The sequence below is a fragment of the Variovorax sp. GW821-FHT10C12 genome, from assembly GCF_059415405.1.
The window spans coordinates 183,250-204,526 of the sequence record NZ_JBWKNE010000002.1 but is presented as its reverse complement, the minus strand read 5'-3'; the positions used below and the strand labels follow the sequence as shown (position 1 = coordinate 204,526).

The window sequence follows — 21,277 nt, the reverse complement described above, 5'->3', positions numbered from 1 at the left end:
CATGAGTCATCGCCAGCCCGTCCGGGTGGCGGACCGCCACGCCTTCGATTCGATCATCGACGCCCGCTCGCCCGCCGAGTTCGCGCTCGACCACATCCCCGGCGCCATCAACTGCCCCGTGCTCAACGACGAGGAGCGCCACATCGTCGGCACGGTCTACGTGCAGACTGGCGCCTTCGAGGCGCGCCGCATCGGCGGTGCGATGGTCGCGGCCAACATCGCGACGCACCTGCGCGACACGCTGGCCGACCGGCCCGAGAAGTGGAAGCCGCTGGTCTATTGCTGGCGCGGCGGCATGCGCAGCGGCTCGATGGTCACCTGGCTGCGGCTCGTGGGCTGGGACGCGCAGCAGCTTGCGGGCGGCTACAAGAGCTTTCGCCGGCACGTGATCTCGCAGCTCGACGCGCTGACGCCGCAGCTCGACCTGCGCGTGGTGTGCGGCGCCACCGGCAGCGCCAAGACGCGCGTGCTGCACGCGCTGGCCGAACGCGGTGCGCAGGTGCTCGACCTGGAAGCCTTCGCCAACCACAAGGGCTCGCTGCTCGGCGCGCTGCCGGGCGTGCCGCAGCCTTCGCAGAAGCACTTCGAGACGCGCATCGCGACCGTGCTCGAAGCCATCGACCTCTCGCGCCCGCTGTATGTCGAGGGCGAGAGCGTGCGCATCGGGCGGCTGTCGCTGCCGCTGTCGCTGGTGGCGCAGATGCGCGCCGCGCCGTGCATCGAGGTGGAGGCCACGCCCGAGGCGCGGCTGGCCTACCTGCTGCGCGACTACGCCTACCTGGGCGACGACCGCGCGGCGCTCGCCGAGAAGATGGGCGTGCTCAAGGAACTGCAGGGCAAGGAAACGGTGACGCGCTGGCAGCAGTGGGCCCACGAGGCCGACCTGCCGCACCTGTTCGCCGAGCTGATGTCGTTGCACTATGACCCGCACTACCAGAAGTCGCAGGAGACGCACTTTCGCGCGTGGGCCAAGCGCCAGCGCGTGGGGGCGACCGACCTCTCGGATCAGGGCATCGAGGCCGTGGCCGACGCGGTGCTGGCGCTCGGCGCACCGAGCCCGTCGGCGTAAAGCACGCCGCGCGGCGCGCGGCACAGCCCCCAGAAGCGCAGGCCGCTGAGTTCGGCCATGCGCACGCCCATCGCGGTCGGCGCCGAGATGGTCGCCATCGCCGCGATGCCCAGGCGCGCGCACTTGCGCACCAGCTCATGGCTGCCGCGGCTGGACATCAGCACGAAGCCGGGCTCCTGCAGCCGATTCGCACGCGCCAGCGCGCCAAGCAGCTTGTCGAGCGCGTTGTGGCGGCCGACGTCTTCCATCAGGTCGGTGAGTTCACCGTCCACCGTGGCCCAGGCTGCCGCGTGGATCGCGCCGGCTTCGGCGTTGAGCACCTGGCGCGGCGGCATGGCGGCGAAGGCGCGCAGCACGGTGGCCAGGTCGATGCGTTCGATCCAGTCGCGTGGCGGCACGCGCTGCGGCGACAGGTCGAGCCCCGCGAAGCTTTCGACGCCGCACACGCCGCAGCCGGTGCGGCCCGCGAGGCTGCGGCGCCGGTCCTTCAGGCGTTCGAAGCTGCGCGTGGACACTTCGAGCTGCACCTCGATGCCCGGCATGCCCTCGGGCAGGCCCGCATCGAGGGCCTCGACCGTTCGCACGTCGATGCCGCGACAATCGGCGGCGCTGTCGAGGATGCCTTCGCTGAGTGCAAAGCCCAGCGCGAAGGCCTCGAGGTCTTGCGGCGTGGCCATCATCACGGCGTGCGAGACGCCGTTGAACACCAGCGCCACCGGCACCTCGGCGGCCAGCGTGTCGTCGCGCACCACGCCCTCGGGCGCGAGGCCGCGCTCGCCGAAGACGTGCACGGCATGCCGTGCGAGCGGTGGCAGGGCGTCGGGTTCGGGGGTGTCTGTCATGGCCGCGGCCATTGTCCGCTCAGGCGCGGTTTTCGTCAGCCGGCAGGCTGTCGACCACCGCGCGCCCGGCGTCGGTGAGGTGCGCGACCCAGCGATCGTCCAGCTGCACCACGCGCACCCAGCCCGGTCCGCGCACGCCGCTCAATGCGGCATCGCCCATCAGCGTGAGCTGGCGCATGACCACGCTCGCGCCCTGCCCCAGCCGCTTGCCCAGGCGCGGCAGCGACATGCCGCCCTCGCCGGAAGCTTCGGCGAGCGCACGCAGGATCGCGATGGAAAAAGCGTCGGCGTCGAACCCGGAATCGCTCATGCCGCCACGGCGTCGGCCTCCGCCGCGACCGGCGCCACATGCAGCGACAGCACCACGGGAATCGACTTGGAGGTCGGCGTGCCCGCGTTCTCGGCCACCGACGACAGCGGCACCAGCGGGTTCGTCTCGGGGTAGTAGGCCGCGAGGTTGCCGCGCGGGATGTCGTACGCGACCAGCTTGAAGCGATCCGCACGGCGCTCCTGGCCGTCGCTCCACACGGTCTGGATGTCGACCCAGTCGCCGTCCTTCATGCCGAGCTGGCGGATGTCGTCTTTGTGGATGAACACCACGCGGCGCTGGCCGAACACGCCGCGGTAGCGGTCGTCCATGCCGTAGATGGTGGTGTTGTACTGGTCGTGCGAGCGCGTGGTGAGCAGCGTGAACACCAGCGTGTCACGCTGCGACGCAAAGCGCGCACGGGCCCGGTGGGCGTGCGTGTCCAGCGGCACGGCGTGCGTGAAGAACACGGCCTTCTTCGACGCGGTGGCCCACACGCGCTCGCTCGCCGTGTTGCGCAGGCGAAAGCCACCGGGGTGCGCCACGCGCGCGTTGAAGTCCTTGAAGTCGTCGAACACGGCTTCGATCTTGTCGCGGATGCGGGCGTAGTCTTCCACCAGCCAGAGCCACGGCGTCCTGCTGCGCGCGCCGATGGTGGCCGCGGCCAGGCGCGCCACGATGGCGGGCTCGGACAACAGGTGCTCCGACGCGGGCGGGTTGATGCCCATCGAGATGTGGACCATGCTCATCGAGTCCTCGACCGTCACGCCCTGCGGGCCGTTCGCCTGCATGTCGATCTCGGTGCGGCCCAGGCACGGCAGGATGAGCGCCTCGCGCCCGTGGATGATGTGGCTGCGGTTGAGCTTGGTGGTCACGTGCACCGTGAGGTCGCACTGCTGCAGCGCCTTCCAGGTCTGGTAGGTGTCGGGCGTGGCGGCCGCGAAGTTGCCGCCGAGCGCGAAGAACACCTTGCCCTTGCCGTCGAGCATCAGCTGGATCGCCTCGACCGTGTCCACGCCGTTCTGGCGCGGCGGCTCGAAGCCGAACACCTGCTGCAGCCGGTCGAGCAGCGCGGCCGGCGGCTTTTCCCAGATGCCCATGGTGCGGTCGCCCTGCACGTTGCTGTGGCCGCGCACCGGGCAGGCGCCCGCGCCTTCGCGGCCCATGTGGCCGCACAGCATGAGCCAGTTGCCGATCATCTGGATCGTGGCCACCGAATGCTGGTGCTGCGTGATGCCCATGCCCCAGCAGGCGATGACCCGCTTGGCGCCCAGGTACACGTCGGCCGCCGCGCGCATCTGCGCTTCGCTCAGGCCCGACTCCTGCACCAGCAGCGGCCACGATTCGGCGCGCAGGTCGTCGGCCAGCGCCTCGAAACCCAGGGTGTGCTCGGCGATGAATGCGTGGTCGAGCACCGAAGGTTCGCCGCGCGCCACCGCCGCGTCTTCGCGCTCGATGACGTGCTTCATCATCCCCTTCACCGCCGCGAAGTCGCCGCCCACGCGCAGCTGGAAGTAGTGCGTGCTGATCGGCGTGGAGCCCAGCGTCGCCATCTCCAGCTTGTCCTGCGGGTCGGCAAAGCGCTCCAGCCCGCGCTCGCGCAGCGGATTGAAGCTCACGATGCGCGCGCCGCGCTTGGACGCCGCGCGCAGCTCGCCGAGCATGCGCGGGTGGTTGGTGCCCGGGTTCTGGCCGAAGACGAAGATCGCGTCGGCCTTCTCGAAGTCTTCCAGCGTGACCGTGCCCTTGCCCACGCCCAGTTGCGGGCGCATGCCGCTGCCGCTGGGCTCGTGGCACATGTTCGAGCAGTCGGGGAAATTGTTGGTGCCGTACTCGCGCACGAACAGCTGGTACAGGAAGGCCGCCTCGTTGCTCGCGCGGCCCGAGGTGTAGAAGATGGCCTGGTTCGGGTCGGGCAGCGCGTTCAGGTGCCGCGCAATGCGCGCGAAGGCGTCGTCCCAGTCGATCGGCACGTATTTGTCGCTCGCCGCGTCGTAGGCCATGGGGTGCGTGAGGCGGCCCTGGTCCTCGAGCCAGAAATCGCTCTGCCGGGCCAGCTCGGCCACGGTGTGCTTCGCGAACAGCTCCGGGCCCGCGCGGCGCGCGGTGGCCTCGGCGGCCACGGCCTTCACGCCGTTCTCGCAGAACTCGAAGGTCGAGGCATGGTTGCGGTCGGGCCAGGCGCAGCCGGGGCAGTCGAAACCGTCGGGCTGGTTGGCCGAGAGCAGCGTCTTCGCGCCCTTGACCGGAATGTCCTGCCGCAGCAGCGCATTCGTCACGCTGCGCAACGCGCCCCAGCCACCGGCGGGGCCCTTGTAAAACTCGATCTTCTGCTCGCTCATGGCGGCAGTGTTGGCCTGCGGGGGGCGTGGCGTCAAATTGAATCGCGACATGCGGCGATTCAAAATGGAAATGAAACCTGCACGCGACACTAGACTCCCTCCGAACAAGGGAGGAAATTCAATGACGGCTTCCATCGGGACCATGGTGCTGCTCGGGGGCTTGGCTCTCACGGTCACGGCGCAGATCGGCATCGGCTTGCACGCCTTCACTGGCAATCCACTGAAGGGCCTGCTGTGCCTGTTCGTGCCGTTCTACATCTACGTCTATGCGCGGCGGCATGCGACCGGGGTATGGCTGATGCGGCTCTGGTATCTGGGCATCGCGCTGTTCGTGGTCGGCGCGACGATGCTCTCCTAGCGGCTGTCGAGCAGCAACCCACGCAGCTTGCGCTGTAACGGCGAGAGCTCGCGCTCCAGCGGTACGCCCAAGGCCTGCAGCGCCACGTCGCGGCTCTCAGCCGTATGCAGGTCGATCTCCCGCACCACCTGCCCGTCCTTATAGACAAAGGCCACGTCGGCCAGCGCGAGCACGTCCTCGATGTCGTGCGTGATCATCAGCACCGGAATGCCCCATTGCTTGCGCACCTGCGCAAGTTCGTTGCGCAGTTCGGCGCGCAGCATGGGGTTGAGCGCGGCAAAGGGTTCGTCGAGCAGCAGCACCTGCGGCTCGCAGGCCAGCGCGCGCGCCAGGGCCACGCGCTGCTGCTGGCCGCCCGAGAGTTTCTGCGGCCGGCTGTCGGCCAGCGCGGCGAGGCCGAAGCTGGCCAGCAGCGCCTGCACGCGCTCGGCGTCGCGCGCCGGCAGCGTGCGGCGGTGCCACGCGGTGAGCCCGAAGGCCACGTTCTCGCGCACCGTGAGGTGCGGGAACAGCGCGTAGTTCTGGAACAGGTAGCCGATGCGGCGCGCCGGCGCGGGCACGTCGATGCGCTGGGCCGCGTCGTACAGCGTGCGGCCGTCGAGCCGCACATGGCCCGCCGACGGATGCAGCAGGCCGGCGATGGCCTGCAGGGTGAGCGACTTGCCGGCCCCCGAGGGACCGTAGAGCGCGGCGAAGGGAACGTCGGTCTGGAAGCGCACGGCGAGGTCGAAGCGCCGGGCCCCGTCCTTCACCGTGAGCTGCAGATCGACATCGATCATGGCTTGCCGAAACCGTAGCGCGTGAGCACTTCCTGGGCCGCAGGCGTCGACAGGAAGGCGATGAAGTCACCCGCCAGCGCCTTCTGCTTGCTCTCGGCCACCACGGCGATCGGGTAGGTCACGGGCGTGTGGCCGGTGGGCGTGAAGGCGACCTTGACCTTGTCGCCGGCCACGGCCGCATCGGTGCGGTAGACGAAACCGGCCTCGACCTCGCCGCGGCTCACGTAGTCGAGCACCTGGCGCACGCTGTCGGCCTGCACGAACTTGGGTTCGAGCGCGGTCCACAGGTTGGCGTTGTCCAGCACCTGCTTGGTGTAGCGGCCGACCGGCACGGTGGCGGTCTTGCCGACGGCGATCTTCTTCACGTTCGCACCGCTCAGGTCCTGCAGCGACTTCAGGCCGACGGCGCCCTGCGCGGGCTCGACCAGCACAAGGCTGTTGGTGACGAAGTCCTTGCGGGTGGCGGTGTCGATGAGCTTCTGGTCGTTGCCGCGGTTCATCGTCTCCTGGTCGGCGCTGGCGAACACGTCGACCGGCGCGCCCTGCCCGATCTGCTGCAGCAGCACGCCCGAGGCGGCGAAGTTGAAGCGCACGGTGCTGCCGGCCTTGGCGGCTTCGAACTTGGGACCGATTTCCTTGAACGCGTCGGTCAGGCTCGCGGCGGCGGACACGGTGATCTGCTGCGCGGCGGCGGCAAACGGCAGGGCCAGGGCGAGCACGAGGGACAGAAGGCGGAACGGACGCATGGGCACAGTCTCCTAGAAAGTGGAAATCAACGAAGCGAGAAAAAGCGGTTCGACACGACCAGCACGGCAATCGACAGCACCGACGTGACGACCACCAGCAGCAGTGCCAGGTCGTCGTGGCCGGCCTGCACGGCGTCGTAGATGGCCATCGACAGGGTCTGGGTCTGCTTGGGAATGGAGCCGGCCACCATCAGCGAGGCGCCGAACTCGCCCATGGCGCGCGCGAACGCGAGCAGCGTGCCGGCCAGGATGCCGGGCCAGGCCAGCGGCAGCGTGACGCGCAAGAACACCGAGAACGGCGACTGGCGCAAGGTGCTCGCGGCGGCCTCGAGCGAGCGGTCGACGTTCGAGAACGCGGCGCTGGCCGACTTGAGCACCAGCGGCAGCGCCACCACGGCCGAGGCCACCACGGCGCCGTGCCAGCTGAAGATGATGGTGTAGTCGAAGTGCTCGCGCAGCCACGCGCCGAGCGGGCTGCGGCGCCCCGCCGCCACCAGGATGGCGTAGCCGATCACCGTGGGCGGCAGCACCAGCGGCAGCATGAACACGGCCTCGAGCACGCCCGAGCCGACGAACTGCTTGCGCGCGAACACCCAGCCCAGCGCCACGCCCGCGACCAGCGCCAGCAAGGTCGCGACCGCCGCGACCTGCAGCGACAGGACCAGCGGCGACCAGTCGGTGGTGGCGATGAGCGAAGAAGTGGTCGTCGTGTTCATTGAGATACGGCGTAATTGTTACATGAGCGGCCTTCTGGTTCCCACGGGGATGCACGGATGCGCCGGTCTTCATATACTGGCGAATACAGCGTTGGAGACTTTGTCCATCCGCCCCATGCGCCTTTCCCCTCATGACACCGTTGTCCGCTCGACCTCCGGCAGGCCCGAGCTTCGCCATGTGACGCAGGTGCACGAATGGCGCATCGAGCGCACGCTGGACGCCGGCGGCTTCGTGCTGTCGATCATCGCGCCGGGCGGCGAGAGCCAGTCGTTCCTGGTGGCACCGGGCGACGCGCAGGACATCGGCGAGGTGCTGCGCCGCAGCGCCGCATGGACCGACCGGCGCGAGCAATGACCACCATGTGGCGCCACATGACGGGTGCGGAACGCATCCTCGAAGTGCTGCTGACGCGGCGCTCGGTGTCGCCGCGGCGGCTGCAATCGCCCGGTCCCAACCCCGACGAGCTCGACGCCATCCTTCAGGCCGGCCTGCGCGCGCCCGACCACGGCGGGCTGCATCCGTGGCGCGTGATCGAGTTCCGCCCGCAGAACCGCGAGGCGCTGGCCTGGTGCTTCGAACAGGAAAAGCTGCGCCGCGATCCGCTCGCCAGCCCGACCGACCTGCGGCGCGCCCGCGAGCACGCCACGCGCCCGCCGCTGTTGCTGGGCTTCGTGGTGTCGCCGCGCGAGCGCAGCAAGATCCCCGCGCGCGAGCAGTGGCTGGGCGCCGGCGCGGCGCTGGGCAACCTGCTGGCCGCCGCGCACCAGCTGGGTTACGGCGCCATCGTGCTGAGCGGCGAACGCTGCTTCGACGAGACGCTGGTGCGCCAGGTCGGCGTGCAGCCGGGCGAGTACCTGGCGGGTTTCATCAGCATGGGCACGATCCGCGAGGCGCCGCCACAGGCGCGCGAGACGCTGTCGCAGGACGTGTGGTCGTGCTGGCAGGGCGACCTGCTGCCGGGCGCGGCCGGCGAGGCGTCAGTCGACGGCGATCAGTCCATCCGGCCGTCGGAGCGCGTGCGCGGCAACTGATCGAGCCGCGCGCCGAACCAGCCCACGCGCTCGGTCTCGCGCACGTCGAAGCGCGGCACGTAGGGCTTGATGTCGAGCACGGGCGTGCCGTCGATCATGTCGTTGCCGCTGAAATGCAGCGTCGTTCCTTCCACCGCCGTGAGCCGCACGATCGACAGGCCCAGCCGGTTGGGCCGCGCGGGCGCGCGCGTGGCGAACACGCCGTGCGTGGCGTCGTCCAGGAAGGGCACCACCTCGAGCCGTTCGTGCGCGCAGCGGTGCAGGTGCGTGACGAGGATCAGGTAGTCGAAGCCTTCGATGTCGCGCAGCCCCGGCGCGAATTCGGCGAACACCTCCAGGCGCCCCACTTCGTCGGGCGCGCCGGCCGTCTGGATGGGCATGCCCGAGGTCTCGGTGAAGCGGCTGCGCACGATGCCGACCGGGCGGCAGACGACGGGATCGATGTCGGCAGCATTCATGGCGCGAGCAGGCGCGTGAGCGCGCGAACGTCCGCCGCCGTCGCCAGGCGCGCGGCGTTCTCGATGGCGCGGTAGCGCTTCACGATGTCCTCGCCCACGGGCGTGAGCGCCGTGCCGCCGCCGCGCGAGCCGCCCGCGGCGGTGTTCACGGCCGGCGAGGCCAGCGTCTGGTTCATCTCGTCGATCAGCATCCACGCGCGGCGGTACGACATGCCGAGCAGGCGAGCCGCCGCCGAGATCGAGCCGGTCTCGGCCACGGCTTCAAGCACGGCGATCTTGCCGGGGCCGATGGCGATGGTGTCGTCCCGGTAGATGCGCAGGCGGAACTGGGCTTTGGATTTCATGGTGGCGGGAAGGGTAAACCATCCAGGTGCCGTCGGCACCCGTGCGTCGGGCTACGCGGCGTCGAGCGCGCCGCTGTGCTGGCGCGCCTGCGCCTGCCATTCGGGCGTCTGCAAGAAGGCCAGCGCCGCATCGAGCGCCCGCGCGGGCCGCACGCCCTCCTGCGTCATGAAGCCGATGGGCGTGCGCACCTCGGGCGCCACCAGCGGCAGCGCCTCCAGTTCGCGGTGGCTGCGCACGGCCGCCACCATGGCGCCGGGCAGCACGCTGCTGACGGTGCCCGCGCTCACGGCCAGCGCGAGCGTGAGCACCGAGTTGGTCTCGATGGCCGGCGCCACCGCGTCCACGCCGGCCTCGCGCAGGGCCTGGTCGATGATGGCGCGGTTGTGCATGTCGGGCGTGAGCAGGCACAGCGGCAGCTTGCCGGCCTCGGCCCAGGCGATGGGGCGGCCGATGCGCAGCCGGTCGGCCGAAGGCTTCTTGGCGCGCCGCAGCAAAAAGTAATGCTCGATGCTCTGCGGCCAGGCCTTGAGCTTGACGCCCGGCAGGTGCATGCGCTCGGTGTAGCCCAGCGCGAGGTCGACCGAGAGGTTTTCCAGGCCCGTTTCCAACTCCTGCGAGCTCATGGAGAGCACGGCCGGCACGATGCCCGGATGGCGCTGCTGCAGCATCGCGGCAAAGCGCGACAGCATCGGGATCGCGGTGGGCACGGCGGCCATGCGCACGCGCCCGCGCGGGTCGCCGGCCTCGCTGCGCAGCTCCTGCAGCAGCACCTCGTTGTCGCGCAGCATGCGCTGCGCCGTGGCCAGCACGCGCTCGCCTTCGTGCGTGAGGCCCACGTACACGCGGGAGCGCTTGACGATGACGACGCCGAACTCGCCTTCCAACGCGCGCAGCGCGTTGGACAGGGCCGGCTGCGTGATGTGGCAGGCCTGGGCGGCGCGGCCGAAATGCTTGTGCTCGCTGAGTGCGACGAGGTAGCGCATCGAGGCGAGCAGGTTCATTGCGTGCGTCCTTTTTCTTCTTGGGGGCTCTCGTCCGGGGCGCCCGCGCTGGCCCTCGCCCTGCCCCCGCCTCGGTCTCAGGTGTTCTTGCTGATCGAGATCGTCGGGAACTTCGCCGAGAAGTCCTTCGCCTTCTCCGCGATCCCCACCGCCACGCTGCGCGCCACGGCCTTGTAGAGCCCGGCCACCTCGCCATCGGGGTCGGACACCACCGTGGGCGCCCCGCTGTCCGCCTGCAGGCGGATGTTGATGTCCAGCGGCAGCGCGCCCAGGTAGGCCATCTGGTACTCGGCCGCCATCTTCTTGCCGCCGTCGGCGCCGAAGATGTGCTCGGCATGGCCGCAGTTCGAGCAGATGTGCACCGCCATGTTCTCCACGATGCCCAGGATCGGCACGCCGACCTTCTCGAACATCTGGATGCCCTTGCGCGCGTCGAGCAGCGCGATGTCCTGCGGCGTGGTGACGATCACCGCGCCCGTCATCGGCACGCGCTGGCTCAGCGTGAGCTGGATGTCGCCGGTGCCCGGCGGCATGTCGACGATCAGGTAGTCGAGGTCTTTCCAGTTGGTCTGGCGCAGCAGCTGCTCGAGCGCCTGCGTGGCCATGGGGCCGCGCCAGATCATGGCCTGGTCGGCGTCGACCAGGAAGCCGATCGACATCACCTGCACGCCGTGGCGCTCCTTGGGCTCCATGTTCTTGCCGTCGATGCTCTCGGGGCGCCCGTCCAGGCCCATCATCATGGGCTGGCTCGGGCCGTAGATGTCGGCGTCGAGCAGGCCCACGCTGGCGCCCTCGGCGGCCAGCGCCAGCGCCAGGTTGGCGGCCGTGGTGCTCTTGCCCACGCCGCCCTTGCCCGAGGCCACGGCCACGATGTTGCGCACGTTGGGCATCAGCTGCACGCCGCGCTGCACCGCATGGCTGATGACCTTGGTCACGATGTTGACCGACACGTTCTCCACGCCCGGCACGGCCTTGGCAGCGGCCACCAGCGACTTGCGGATGGCCGCGTGCTGGCTCTTGGCGGGGTAGCCGAGTTCGAGGTCGAACGAGACATCGCCCTCGGCGATCTGCAGGTTTTTGAGCGAGCGGGTCGCTGCGAATTCTTTGCCGGTGTTAGGGTCCGTGACGCTCTTGAGTGCGTCCATGAGCCCGTCGGGGGTGAGTGCCATTGATCAAACTCCTGAATGGCGGGTAGTCTATTCCGCCCGCCAAGCCCGTACCGGGACGCGCTCATTTCCCGTCCGAAAACGCCGAAGAAGAAAAGACACCGACGCAATGCCCGAGACAAGCCCCGCCACCGGCCTGCTGCTGACAGGCGGCGGCGCCCGCGCCGCCTACCAGGTCGGCGTGCTCGAAGCCATCGCCGAGATCCGGCGCGACGCCGTGGCGGCCGGTGCGGCCATCGGCGACGGCAACCCGTTCCAGATCATCACCGGCACCTCGGCCGGCGCCATCAACGCCGCGGCGCTGGCCTGCGGCGCCGACGACTTCGACCGCGTGGTCGCGCACATCGCGCAGGTGTGGGGCGAGTTCCGCGCCGAGCAGATCTACCGCGCCGACTCGCTCTCGGTGCTCGGCAGCGGCGCGCGCTGGCGCATGCTGCTCGGCCTGGGGCGCTTTGCGGCCAACTGGATGCGCATCAAGCCGAAGTCGCTGCTGGACAACACGCCGCTGGCCGGCCTGCTGCAACGCCTGGTGCCGCTGGACCGCCTGCCGACGCTCATGCAGCAGGGCCACGTGCAGGCGCTGGCGGTCACGGCCTCGAGCTACAGCTCGGGCGAGCACGTGACCTTCTTCGAGGCGGCCGTGCCGATGGAGCCCTGGGTTCGCTCGCAGCGCCTGTCGGTGCGCGACCGCATCACGCACGCGCACCTGATGGCCTCCTCGGCCATTCCCTTCGTGTTCCCGGCCACGGCGCTGCCGATGCCGCCGGGCCACACCGAGTACTTCGGCGACGGCTCGATGCGCCAGTCGGCGCCCATCGCGGCGGCGATCCACCTGGGCGCGCAGCGCATCGTGGTGATCGGCGCGGGCCGCATGCACGAGCCGCGCGACGAGGACGCGCCCAACACCCACAGCGGCTACCCGACGATGGCGCAGATCGCCGGCCATGCGCTGTCGAGCATCTTTCTCGATGCGCTGGCGGTCGACATCGAGCGCCTGCGCCGCATCAACCACACGCTGGGGCTGATCCCCGAAGAGGCGCGCGCCGCGAGTGCGCTGCGCCCGCTCGACCTGCTGGTGATCTCGCCCTCGGAGCGCATCGACATGATCGCGGCACGCCACGTCGACGCGCTGCCGGGCGCCGTGCGGCACCTGCTGGGCGGCTCGAAGGTCGCGGCCGACGTGAAGGGCGGCGCGCTCGCGAGCTACCTGCTGTTCGAGTCGGCCTATACGCGCGAGCTCATGGCACTGGGGCGCGCGGACGCGATGCGCCAGCGCGACGAGGTGCTGCGGTTCTTCGGGTGGGTGCCGGCGTAGCGACGCAGGGTGCGCGCACCCTGCCGCCCGCCTACTTGAAGATCAGCGCCATCGCATCGTCGAACGCCGGCAGGTCGGTCGCGAGGTGGCTCTTCGAATAGGTCTTCTCCACCAGCGTCAGGCCCGGGTACGCGCGCTTGAGCAGCTTGTCGTACAGGTCGCCCACCGGCACGTAGTTGCAGCTGGTGGTGTCGCCGCAACGCGCAAGGAACAGCGTCGCGTTGAGCGCCTTGCCGTTGCGGGCGTCGTACATCCGCTGCTCCAGCACGTCGATGTCGGCTTTCTGGAAACCGAAGGCGCCGTCGAAGGACAGGAAGTGCGAGAACGCGAGCGTGCTGCCCGCCCCTTCGAGGAAGAGCGCCATGCCCGTCATGCTGCCGCCCAGCGACAGGCCCGTGAGGATGCGCTTGGCCGTGTCCACCCGGTACTTCGATTCGATGAACGGGAGCAGTTCGGTCGTGAGGAACTCGTGGTACGCGAGGGCGCCCGGCAGGTTGAAATCGGTGCCCCTTCGCCCGGTACCGCCGATGCCGATCAGGATGGCTTCCACACGCCGGCGCTCGAGAATCTCCTTCAGGTTCTGGAAGCGCAACCCCGGCGGGTTGTAGGCGGCATCGGCGTCCAGCGCATAGATGATGGGCAGCGGCGCGGCACTGCTGTCGTACGAGGGCGGCAGGTACACCTGCAGTTCGTAGGTGGCGCCGGTCTTCGACGACTGGATGGTGGCGGAGGTCGTTCGACCCGCCGCGGGTGCTGTCGTGGGGGGCGGTGCCACGGCCCCCGGTGCGATCGGCAAGACAGCGCCTCCACCGCCGCCACCGCCTCCTCCTCCTCCTCCGCCGCAACCCGACAGTGCCACCAGCACCGCGCAGCAGCCGAGTGCGGCCACCCGGGCGCGAAGAATCCCTCTGAGTTCCATGAAACGCCTTGTCTTTTATGACGATGCGGCTTGCATCGCGCCGGATCATCGGAGGCGCGCAGGTCAGTGGTCAATGCCGTCGATACCGATGAGGACGATAGTTCGCACCCCTCAGTGCGCCTCGTCCACCAGCCCCAGCACCACGTCCAGCAGCACGTTCGCGCCCTGCGCCAGGTCGGCGCTCGCCGTGTGCTCCTTCGGGTTGTGGCTGATCCCGCGCACGCTCGGCACGAAGACCATCGCGGCGGGCGCGATGCGCGCCATCATCTGCGCGTCGTGGCCCGCGCCCGAGGTCATGCGGCGGTGGCTCAGGCCGCGGGCGTGCGCGCTGGCCTCGACGAGGCGCACCAGCCGTTCATCGAACTGCACCGGCTCGAAGCGCGCCAGCGTGCGGGCTTCGATGCTCACGCCCTCGGTCGCTTCGAGCTGCCGCAGGTACTCGGCCAATTCGGCCTCGGCCGCCTGCAGCGTCACCTCGTCGGTGTGGCGCAGGTCGACCGTGAGCGTGGCGCGCGCCGCGATCACGTTGATGAGATTCGGGTGCAGGTCGATCGCGCCGACGGTCGCGACCTGGCTGCCGCCGTAGCGGCGCGCCAGCTCGCGCACGAACACCGCGATGGCGGCGGCGCAGTAGCCGGCGTCGTGGCGCAGGTGCATCGGCGTCGTGCCCGCGTGGTTCGACTGGCCGGTGACGACGATCTCCTGCCACGAGATGCCCTGCAGGTCGGCCACCGCGCCGATGGTGACGCCTTCGGCCTCCAGCACCGGGCCCTGCTCGATGTGCAGTTCGACGAACGCGTGCGGCACCAGCGCGCCGCAGGCCATGTCGCCCGCGTAGCCGACGCGCGCGAGTTCGTCGCCCAGCCGCGCGCCGTCGGTGGCGACGGTGTCGAGCGCCGCGTCGAGCGCCAGCCCGCCCGCGTGCACCAGCGAGCCCATCATGTCGGGCATGAAGCGCACGCCCTCCTCGTTGGTGAAGGCGGCGACCACGAAGGGGCGCAGCGTCTGGCGCTGGCGTTCGTTGAGCCAGCGCACCACCTCCAGCCCGGCCAGCACGCCGTAGTTGCCGTCGTAGCGCCCGCCCGTGGCGACGGTGTCGATGTGGGAGCCGGTCATCACGGGCTTCGCATCGGGCAGCTGGCCGGGGCGGATGCCGAAGATGTTGCCGATGCGGTCGATGCGCACGGTGAGGCCCAGGTCGCGCATCCACTGCACGAGCCGGTCGCGGCCCGCGCGGTCGGCGTCGGTGAGCGCGATGCGGCAGACGCCGCCTTGCGTCGTCGCGCCGATGGCGGCGTGGTCGTCGATGAGCGCCATCAATGCCGCCTCGGCGATGCCTTCGCGTTGCAGCCATTGCGTCTGCGCCGCGACCACTTCTTCGCCCGAGCGGCCCGTCAGCGCGCGGTACACGCCGGGCGCGGTCGCGCCTTCGGTGCTGAACAACAGCACGCGCGAGCTGGCGTCGAGGCCGGCGGCGCGCGCCAGTTCGGGATCGGCCGCGAGCACCTGCAGCGCGGCCAGGCCGGCCGCGCCCGATTCGCCGACCAGCACGGGCACGTCGCCCGCCTCGCCGGTGGCGAAGGTGCGCATGGCGTGCTCGGCGTCGGCATCGGTGACGGTCATGAAGAGATCGACCGAGGGCTGCAGGAAGCGCCACGCGAGCGGCGAGGTCTCGCCGCAGGCCAGCCCCGCCATCACGGAATCGACGCTGCCGGTGGCGCGGTTGGGCCGGCCGCTGCGCGCGCTCTGCAGCAGGCAGTCGGCCTGCTCGGGCTCGACGACGATCAGCGTCGGCCGCGCCGCGCCGTAGCGCTCCCAGACATGGCTCGCCACACCGGCCGCGAGCCCGCCGACGCCGCCCTGCACGATGACGTGGGTGAAGGGGCACGGCGCACCGCGCGCGGTGTTCTCGAGCAGCTCGTCGACGAGGATGCCGTAGCCCTGCATCACGTCGCGCGGAATCTCTTCGTAGCCTTCGTAGGAGGTGTCGGAGACCACCTCCCAGCCGTTCACCCCGGCCAGGCGCGCGGCCTCCTCGACCGAGGCGTCGTAGTTGCCGGCGATGCGCACAATCTCGGCGCCGAGCGCGGCGATGGGCGCCTCGCGCTCTTCGCTGACCTGCGCGTGCAGCACGATCACGCAGCGGCAGCCTATGCTCTGCGCGGCCGCAGCCAGCGCGCGGCCATGGTTGCCGTCGGTCGCGCTGATGACGACGAAGTCGCGCAGCGCCTCGGCATGCCGGCCCGCGAACAGGTCGGCGGGCGTCCAACCCCGCTCGGGCCAGCGGCGCAGCACGAGCCGCAGCAAGGCCACGGGCGCGCCGAGCACCTTGAAGCTGCCGAGCGCGGAGCGGCGCGATTCGTCCTTCACGACCACCTGCGCGACGCCCAGTTGCGCGGCGAGCCGGGGCAGCGGCCACGCCGGCGTCGGCTGCGGCGCGAGCCGGTTCCAGGTGGACAGCCACTGGCGGCTCTCGCGGCCACGTGCAATGTTCATGACGGCCTGCAGGGCCGCGTCGTAGCCGCGCCGTTGCGCGTGAGGGTTGGCGAAGAGCATGGGAAGAAAAACGAAAAAGGAAAATTGATCAGGCCGCGGTGCGCACGGGCAGCCGCAGCCGCACGATCTGCGCGAAGTAGCGCGCGCCCGTGGTCAGCACCGCGTCGTTGAAGTCGTAGCGGCCGTTGTGCAGCGGCGTGCCGCCGGGCTCGCCCTCGGCGCCGTTGCCCAGGAAGACGAAGGCGCCCGGCACGGCGCGCAGGAAGGCGCCGAAGTCCTCCGAGATCATCATCGGCGCGACGTTCGCATCGACCTTCTCGGCGCCCACCACGGCCGTGGCGGCGGCCACCGCGGTCGGCACGCACTCGGCCCAGTTCACGGTGGGCGCGAACTCGTGCGTGTAGCTGAACGCGCACTCCGCGCCGTGCAGGCGGCAGATGCCCTCGCTGATCTCGCGCATGCGCGCCTCGAGCATGCGCTGCACGGCCGGGTCGTAGCTGCGCGTGTCGCCCTTGATGACCACGTTCGACGGAATGGCGTTGCGGATGCCGTCGGTGATGAACTCGGTGCACGACACCACGGCCTGCGCGCCGGGGTCGAGCGTGCGCGACACGATGGTCTGCAGCGCCAGCACGATCTGCGCGCCGATCACGATCGGGTCGATGCCCATGTGCGGCCGCGCGGCATGCGTGCCCCGGCCGTGGATGTGGATGACGAAGTTGTCCTCGCTCGCCATCAGGCCGCCCACGCGCGTGGCGAAGGTGCCGGCGGGCAGGCCGGGCATGTTGTGCAGGCCGTAGATCTCGTCGACCGGAAAGCGTTCGAACAGGCCGTCGTCCATCATGGCGCGGGCGCCGCGGCCGTGCTCTTCGGCGGGCTGGAAGATGAAGCGCACGGTGCCGTCGAAATCGCGCCGCTCGCGCAGCAGCTGCGCGGCGCCGAGCACCATCGCCATGTGGCCGTCGTGGCCGCAGGCGTGCATGCGCCCGGGCGTGCCGGAGGCGTAGGGCCGCTCGGTCGCCAGCTCGGTGATGGCCAGCGCGTCCATCTCGGCGCGCAGGCCGATCACGCCCGGCCCGCTGCCCACCGTGAGGCTCGCGACCAGCCCGGTGCCGCCGATGCCGGTGTGGACCTCGAGCCCCAGCGCCCGCAGCGCGCTGGCAATGAAGGCCGAGGTCTTCGCCTCCTCGAAGCCGGTCTCGGGCATCGCATGCAGCTGGTGCCGCCAGCCGGCCAGCTGGTCGCGCAGGGGTGCGTCTGGAAACTTCATGGCGAGATGCTATTGACAACGCAGCGGGACAGGTGCGCAAAATGAGCCTCCTCCACGCAACGTTTTTGCGTGAAGCCCGCCCTTTCTCATGACACCTCTCGACGCCCTCGACCTGCACCTGCTCGAACTGATCCAGGCCGACAGCCGCCTCTCGCAGGGCGAACTCGGCGAGCGCATCCACCTGTCGACGGCGGCGGTGAACCGCCGGCTCAAGCGCCTGCGCGACGAGGGCGTGATCCAGCGCCACGGCGCCGTGCTGTCGCCCGCCGCGCTCGGGCACCCGCTCACCATCGTGGTCGAGGTCGAGGCCGAGAGCGAGCAGATCGAACGGCTCGACGCCATGAAGCAAAGCTTTCGCGACTGCCCGCAGGTGCAGCAGTGCTACTACGTGACGGGCGAGTGGGACTTCATCCTCGTGTGCGTGGTGCGCGACATGGCGCAGTACACCGCGCTCACCCGCCAGCTGTTTTTCCAGAGCAACAACGTCAAGCGCTTTCGCACGCTGGTGACGATGGACCCGGTGAAGGTGAGCCTGGATGTGCCGGTGTCGGCGGGGGCCTGAGGGCGCGGGCTCGGGCGGCGCGCGGCGTCACGAGCCCAGGCCGAACAGCGCCAGCAGGCCCAGAACGAACCAGCCGGCCTTCTTGGCGCTGTCGGCGCTTTCCTTCGAGATCGGCCACAGCCTGGCGCGGCGCCAGGCCCGGAAGTTGTTCGCCACCGCCAGGCCCACGCCGAGCAAGAGCAGCGGCGCCATGTCCCACGCAGCCGCTGCGATGCCCGACAGCACGACGATCAGCAAGCCCGCCACCCCGATCCCGCTCGAGGTGCTGGCCAGCACATGCGAGAGCTTGCCGCAAAGTCCGCACGCCGCGGGCGTTTCGCGGCTGGACCAGCGCTTGGCAACGGCGGCGATGCCCGGCTGGCGGCAATGAGGACAGGCGTAGGTCATGCGGCTCCCGCAAACAACGTGGGAGCCGACGATAGCCGATGGGCTCAGCGCGCCGACAGCATCGACCGCAGCATCAACAGCACCGCGCCGACGATCGGCGCCAGCGCCAGCAACCGGCCGGGTTCGAAGGCCAACCCTGCGACCGCGCCGAGCAGGCAGCCAGCCTTGACCCACATCGCCACCGCGCTCCAGCCGCGCCGATGGGTCACGGCGAGCGCGATCAGCGCGACCCAGCCGAACGCGCCGCCAAGAACCGACAGTGTCCAGCTCAGCAGGTAGAACGCCGAGTCGGCGTCGCGGAACGCGAACGCGGTGCCCAGGCCGCGCCAGGTGTGCCACCAGCCGTCGAACAGCAGGAAACCGGTGGCCGAGGCGGCCCACCAGAAGAAGGCGTAGAGGCTGGCAACGCCAGCGAGTGCTGCCAGCCCGCCCAGCAGGCGCCGGGTGATGTCGTCGAAGGGCGTGTGGTCGCGCCAGGCGGCTGTTTGTCCGTGGTCCATGGTCGGAGCTCCATTGGGTTCGCAATGGGTCCGACGGTAGGCGGCGAATGTGCGGGCTGGATGAAGCCTTTGTGAAGCGGGGGGGTCAGGCCTCGGGTACGTCCGGCGCGTCAGGAGAAATGCCCAGCTCCGAGCACACGCGCCCCAGCAGCGCCTTCAGCGATGCCACCTCGGTCTCCAGCCGCGCCACGTTGGCCTTGAGCGCCGCAACCTCGCCAAGCGAATCGCCGTTCGTGGCGAAGGCGCCGTCGCCCGATGCGCCCGGCCCTGCGATCTCTTCCGCCGGCGGCCCGCTCAGCAGGTGTGCCCAGCGGCTTTCGCGCGCGCCGGGCAGGCGCGCCAGCTTCACCACCAGCGCGCCGGCCGGGCGTTCGGCGAGTTCGTTGAGGAAGCCCTCGACCGACGAGATGTCGGCGAAGTTGTGCATGCGGTCGCAGGCGATGCGCAGTTCGCCGGCGGTCTGCGGGCCGCGCAGCATCAGCACGGTGAGCAGGATGACCGATTGCGACGGAATGCGCAGCACGCGGTCGGTGTTGTGCTCGTAGCGGAAGGCGCGCCCGCCGCTGGTTTCGGCCACGAGGCTGTAGCCCTTCAGGCTGTCGATGGCGGCCTGCACCTGCGACTCGCTGAGTTCGAGCACCGGGTTGCGGCTGGTCTTCTGGTTGCAGCCCGACACCAGCGAGTTGAGCGTGAGCGGGTAGCTGTCGGGCACGGTGCGCTGCTTTTCGGCCAGCACACCGAGGACGCGGGTTTCAAGGAGGGACAGGACGGGCAGCGGTGTGGACATGGCTCTGGGAGAAAGGGCAGAAGTGAAAAGGCAGCCGGGCCTCAGGGCGCCACCACGGCCAGCATCGGCCCGAGGTCGCGCACGAAGTCGTTGCGCTGCAGTGTCTTCGAATAGATCGCCGACACGGTGCCGTCGAGGTACAGCGCGTCGCGGCAATGCAGCACGTCGCGCAAGTACAGCGCGAAGTCGTGAAAGTTCACCGGCGTCTCGGCGAGGACGAAGACCGCGGTGGTGCCCGACACGCACACGCCGTTGCGGGTCTTGCGCGAATCCGAATTCGGGATGAGCGCCGGGTGCACCGCGCCGTGGCGCAACAGCAGCGGGCCCGACTGGGTCGCCAGCTGCACGCCGCCCTTTGCAGCAATCGCCGGGTATTCCGACGCCTCGACGATGCGCGGCCCCTCGGCCGTCATCAGGAACACGCCATTGGGCTTGCGAAAGAAATTGCCGACGCCGTCGGCCAGATTCAAAGGCGCTTCTTCGCGGCCTTCGCGCACCAGCAGGCCGACCGGCGCAAAGTCGGCGTGGTACATGCCGGCGTTCGCCGCGAACAGCAGCTGCTGGTTGCGCGCCTTCAGCCAGGCCTCGAGCCGGTCGAAGCGCTTGAAGGCGGCGCCCGTGTCGTCGTTCAGGAACAGCGCGAGCTTGTCGGTGCGCAGGTCGACCTTGACGACGGTGTAGCGCGGCGGCGCGTCCACGGCGCCGGCGGCGGACCACGCCAGGCCGGCGAGCAGGAAGACCAGCGCAGGCAGCAGCAGTTTTTTCATGCGACCTGCACTACCTGCTGTTCTCAGCCGCCGTTGATGCGCGCGACCAGCGCCTTGGTGAAGGCCGCCGTGCCGGCGCTGCCGCCGAGGTCGCCGGTGCGCACGTTGTCCAGGTTGAGCGTCTGGTCGATGGCGGTGCGCAGGCGCGTGGCCAGCTCGGGCCGCTTGACGTGGTCGAGCATGAGCGCGGCGGCCAGCAGCAGCGCGGTCGGGTTGGCGATGCCCTTGCCGGCGATGTCGGGCGCCGAGCCGTGCACGGCCTCGAAGATCGCGGCGTCGGTGCCGATGTTGGCGCCGGGCGCCATGCCCAGGCCGCCAACCAGGCCGGCCACGAGGTCCGAAAGGATGTCGCCGAACAGGTTGGTGGTCACCAGCATGTCGAACTGCCAGGGGTTGAGCACCAGCTTCATCGCGCAGGCGTCGATGATCACGGTGTCGAGCTCGAACTGGCCCTTGTACTTCTCTTCGTACAGGTCCAGGCCGGTCTCCAGAAAGAGGCCGGTGAGCGCCTTCATGATGTTGGCCTTGTGCACCAGTGTGACCTTCTTGCGGCCGGTGGCCACGGCGGTGTCGAAGGCGTACTCGAGCAGGCGCCGGCTGCCCTTGCGGGTGTTGACGCCGGTGGCCATTGCCACGGCGTGCGGGTCGCCGTCGATGGGCACGTAGTGCTCGTGACCGATGTACAGGCCCTCGAGGTTCTCGCGCACCACGGTCAGGTCGATGTTGTCGTAGCGACCGCCCGGGATGATGGTGCGCGCGGGCCGCAGGTTGGCGTACAGCTGGAACTCCTCGCGCAGCCGCACGTTCGACGAGCGGTAGCCGCCGCCCGAGGGGGTTTCCAGCGGGCCCTTGAGCGCCAGGCGGGTGCTGCGGATGCTGTCCAGCGTGGCCTTGGGCAACGGGTCGCCCGAGGCCTTGACGCCGCCCAGGCCGGCGATCTGGGTGTCCCACACGAAAGGCGCCTTCAGCGCGTCGAGCGCCGCCAGGGTCGCGTCGACGATCTCGGGGCCGATGCCGTCGCCGGGGATGAGGGTTGCGGGAATCGAGGTGGTCATCGGCGGCGGCTCACTTTCAGTAAAGAGGCTGCGAGCATACGTCGCACGGGCGACACCC

Annotated in this window: 24 protein-coding genes and 1 pseudogene; 6 read left to right on the top strand and 19 right to left on the bottom strand. The window is 70.0% G+C overall.

Annotated features, from left to right (window positions below; translation table 11 throughout):
• Position 1 precedes the first annotated feature (1 nt).
• The gene (mnmH, locus tag AC07OH_RS14220) at positions 2 to 1,069 is read left to right on the top strand and encodes a tRNA 2-selenouridine(34) synthase MnmH (RefSeq protein WP_495301099.1); all 1,068 of its coding nucleotides are present in this window, start codon (positions 2 to 4) and stop codon (positions 1,067 to 1,069) included.
• Here the strand turns inward: mnmH and fdhD are convergent.
• The 3 genes from fdhD to AC07OH_RS14205 are packed head-to-tail and all read right to left on the bottom strand — an operon-like array spanning position 1,006 to position 4,560.
• The gene (gene fdhD / locus AC07OH_RS14215; RefSeq protein WP_492677318.1) at positions 1,006 to 1,911 is read right to left on the bottom strand and encodes a formate dehydrogenase accessory sulfurtransferase FdhD; all 906 of its coding nucleotides are present in this window, start codon (positions 1,909 to 1,911) and stop codon (positions 1,006 to 1,008) included. The two genes, mnmH and fdhD, sit on opposite strands and share 64 nt — an antisense overlap.
• Positions 1,912 to 1,930: 19 nt before the next feature.
• A complete protein-coding gene (locus AC07OH_RS14210) occupies positions 1,931 to 2,221 on the bottom strand; it encodes a hypothetical protein (protein ID WP_495301098.1) in 291 nt (96 codons plus the stop codon).
• Positions 2,218 to 4,560, bottom strand: a complete 2,343-nt coding sequence (locus AC07OH_RS14205; RefSeq protein WP_495301097.1) for an FdhF/YdeP family oxidoreductase — start codon at positions 4,558 to 4,560, stop codon at positions 2,218 to 2,220. Before AC07OH_RS14205 ends, AC07OH_RS14210 begins: the two co-directional genes overlap by 4 nt.
• 121 nt (positions 4,561 to 4,681) lie before the next feature.
• On the opposite strand from AC07OH_RS14205, the gene AC07OH_RS14200 reads away from it, so the two are divergent.
• On the top strand, positions 4,682 to 4,918 hold the full coding sequence (locus AC07OH_RS14200; protein ID WP_495301096.1) for a hypothetical protein: 237 nt from the start codon (positions 4,682 to 4,684) through the stop codon (positions 4,916 to 4,918).
• On the opposite strand, the gene AC07OH_RS14195 is transcribed toward AC07OH_RS14200, so the two are convergent.
• Genes AC07OH_RS14195 through modB form a run of 3 tightly spaced genes read right to left on the bottom strand, consistent with a single transcriptional unit; the run spans position 4,915 to position 7,159 of the window.
• Positions 4,915 to 5,697, bottom strand: a complete 783-nt coding sequence (locus AC07OH_RS14195) for an ABC transporter ATP-binding protein (RefSeq protein WP_495301095.1) — start codon at positions 5,695 to 5,697, stop codon at positions 4,915 to 4,917. The genes AC07OH_RS14200 and AC07OH_RS14195 overlap by 4 nt on opposite strands.
• A complete protein-coding gene (gene modA / locus AC07OH_RS14190) occupies positions 5,694 to 6,443 on the bottom strand; it encodes a molybdate ABC transporter substrate-binding protein (RefSeq protein ID WP_070061482.1) in 750 nt (249 codons plus the stop codon). Before modA ends, AC07OH_RS14195 begins: the two co-directional genes overlap by 4 nt.
• Positions 6,444 to 6,469: 26 nt before the next feature.
• Positions 6,470 to 7,159 (bottom strand): molybdate ABC transporter permease subunit, encoded by a 690-nt coding sequence (modB, locus tag AC07OH_RS14185; RefSeq protein ID WP_062479002.1) that lies wholly within the window; start codon positions 7,157 to 7,159, stop codon positions 6,470 to 6,472.
• Between the two features lie 115 nt (positions 7,160 to 7,274).
• Here modB and AC07OH_RS14180 point away from each other — a divergent pair, with 115 nt between their 5' ends.
• Positions 7,275 to 7,514 (top strand): hypothetical protein, encoded by a 240-nt coding sequence (locus AC07OH_RS14180; RefSeq protein WP_070061480.1) that lies wholly within the window; start codon positions 7,275 to 7,277, stop codon positions 7,512 to 7,514.
• The gene (locus AC07OH_RS14175) at positions 7,511 to 8,191 is read left to right on the top strand and encodes a nitroreductase family protein (RefSeq protein WP_495301094.1); all 681 of its coding nucleotides are present in this window, start codon (positions 7,511 to 7,513) and stop codon (positions 8,189 to 8,191) included. The genes AC07OH_RS14180 and AC07OH_RS14175 overlap by 4 nt, the downstream gene beginning before the upstream one ends.
• Here AC07OH_RS14175 and tsaA read toward each other — a convergent pair.
• From tsaA to apbC, 4 genes are all read right to left on the bottom strand, one after another.
• Complete coding sequence (tsaA, locus tag AC07OH_RS14170) at positions 8,152 to 8,649, bottom strand: tRNA (N6-threonylcarbamoyladenosine(37)-N6)-methyltransferase TrmO (RefSeq protein ID WP_159274924.1); 498 nt, start codon at positions 8,647 to 8,649, stop codon at positions 8,152 to 8,154. The genes AC07OH_RS14175 and tsaA overlap by 40 nt on opposite strands.
• Entirely contained in the window at positions 8,646 to 8,993 is a 348-nt protein-coding gene (locus AC07OH_RS14165) for a winged helix-turn-helix domain-containing protein (protein WP_062478989.1), read from the bottom strand. The genes tsaA and AC07OH_RS14165 overlap by 4 nt, the downstream gene beginning before the upstream one ends.
• Before the next feature lie 51 nt (positions 8,994 to 9,044).
• The gene (locus AC07OH_RS14160; RefSeq protein WP_495301093.1) at positions 9,045 to 9,995 is read right to left on the bottom strand and encodes a LysR family transcriptional regulator; all 951 of its coding nucleotides are present in this window, start codon (positions 9,993 to 9,995) and stop codon (positions 9,045 to 9,047) included.
• Positions 9,996 to 10,072: 77 nt separating this feature from the next.
• Positions 10,073 to 11,164: an iron-sulfur cluster carrier protein ApbC gene (gene apbC / locus AC07OH_RS14155; RefSeq protein WP_062478984.1), complete on the bottom strand. Its 1,092-nt coding sequence runs from the start codon at positions 11,162 to 11,164 to the stop codon at positions 10,073 to 10,075.
• Between the two features lie 106 nt (positions 11,165 to 11,270).
• Between apbC and AC07OH_RS14150 the strand changes: the two genes are divergently transcribed.
• Positions 11,271 to 12,476 carry a patatin-like phospholipase family protein gene (locus tag AC07OH_RS14150; RefSeq protein WP_495301092.1) on the top strand — a complete coding sequence of 402 codons (1,206 nt, stop codon included), beginning with the start codon at positions 11,271 to 11,273 and terminating at the stop codon, positions 12,474 to 12,476.
• 31 nt (positions 12,477 to 12,507) lie between these two features.
• Here the strand turns inward: AC07OH_RS14150 and AC07OH_RS14145 are convergent, their stop codons facing one another.
• The 4 genes and pseudogenes from AC07OH_RS14145 to AC07OH_RS14130 all read right to left on the bottom strand — a co-directional run bounded on the left by AC07OH_RS14145 (position 12,508) and on the right by AC07OH_RS14130 (position 17,161).
• A complete protein-coding gene (locus tag AC07OH_RS14145; RefSeq protein ID WP_495301091.1) occupies positions 12,508 to 13,395 on the bottom strand; it encodes an alpha/beta hydrolase in 888 nt (295 codons plus the stop codon).
• A 111-nt stretch (positions 13,396 to 13,506) separates the two neighbouring features.
• Positions 13,507 to 14,712: a M20 family metallo-hydrolase gene (locus tag AC07OH_RS14140; RefSeq protein WP_495301415.1), complete on the bottom strand. Its 1,206-nt coding sequence runs from the start codon at positions 14,710 to 14,712 to the stop codon at positions 13,507 to 13,509.
• Positions 14,713 to 14,754: 42 nt separating this feature from the next.
• Positions 14,755 to 15,951: pseudogene (locus AC07OH_RS14135) on the bottom strand (diaminopropionate ammonia-lyase); the annotation flags it as partial.
• A gap of 28 nt (positions 15,952 to 15,979) precedes the next feature.
• The gene (locus AC07OH_RS14130) at positions 15,980 to 17,161 is read right to left on the bottom strand and encodes a M20 aminoacylase family protein (RefSeq protein WP_495301090.1); all 1,182 of its coding nucleotides are present in this window, start codon (positions 17,159 to 17,161) and stop codon (positions 15,980 to 15,982) included.
• An 88-nt stretch (positions 17,162 to 17,249) separates the two neighbouring features.
• On the opposite strand from AC07OH_RS14130, the gene AC07OH_RS14125 reads away from it, so the two are divergent.
• Positions 17,250 to 17,723 (top strand): Lrp/AsnC family transcriptional regulator, encoded by a 474-nt coding sequence (locus AC07OH_RS14125; protein WP_095743953.1) that lies wholly within the window; start codon positions 17,250 to 17,252, stop codon positions 17,721 to 17,723.
• A 27-nt stretch (positions 17,724 to 17,750) separates the two neighbouring features.
• Here the strand turns inward: AC07OH_RS14125 and AC07OH_RS14120 are convergent, their stop codons facing one another.
• The 5 genes from AC07OH_RS14120 to AC07OH_RS14100 form a co-directional block, all read right to left on the bottom strand.
• Positions 17,751 to 18,110 carry a hypothetical protein gene (locus tag AC07OH_RS14120; protein ID WP_492677308.1) on the bottom strand — a complete coding sequence of 120 codons (360 nt, stop codon included), beginning with the start codon at positions 18,108 to 18,110 and terminating at the stop codon, positions 17,751 to 17,753.
• 44 nt (positions 18,111 to 18,154) lie between these two features.
• The gene (locus tag AC07OH_RS14115; protein ID WP_495301089.1) at positions 18,155 to 18,610 is read right to left on the bottom strand and encodes a hypothetical protein; all 456 of its coding nucleotides are present in this window, start codon (positions 18,608 to 18,610) and stop codon (positions 18,155 to 18,157) included.
• An 85-nt stretch (positions 18,611 to 18,695) separates the two neighbouring features.
• On the bottom strand, positions 18,696 to 19,397 hold the full coding sequence (locus AC07OH_RS14110; protein WP_495301088.1) for a YceH family protein: 702 nt from the start codon (positions 19,395 to 19,397) through the stop codon (positions 18,696 to 18,698).
• Between the two features lie 41 nt (positions 19,398 to 19,438).
• Complete coding sequence (locus AC07OH_RS14105) at positions 19,439 to 20,164, bottom strand: phosphodiester glycosidase family protein (RefSeq protein ID WP_495301087.1); 726 nt, start codon at positions 20,162 to 20,164, stop codon at positions 19,439 to 19,441.
• A gap of 23 nt (positions 20,165 to 20,187) precedes the next feature.
• A complete protein-coding gene (locus AC07OH_RS14100) occupies positions 20,188 to 21,219 on the bottom strand; it encodes an isocitrate/isopropylmalate dehydrogenase family protein (protein WP_489059698.1) in 1,032 nt (343 codons plus the stop codon).
• Between the last annotated feature and the right edge of the window lie 58 nt (positions 21,220 to 21,277).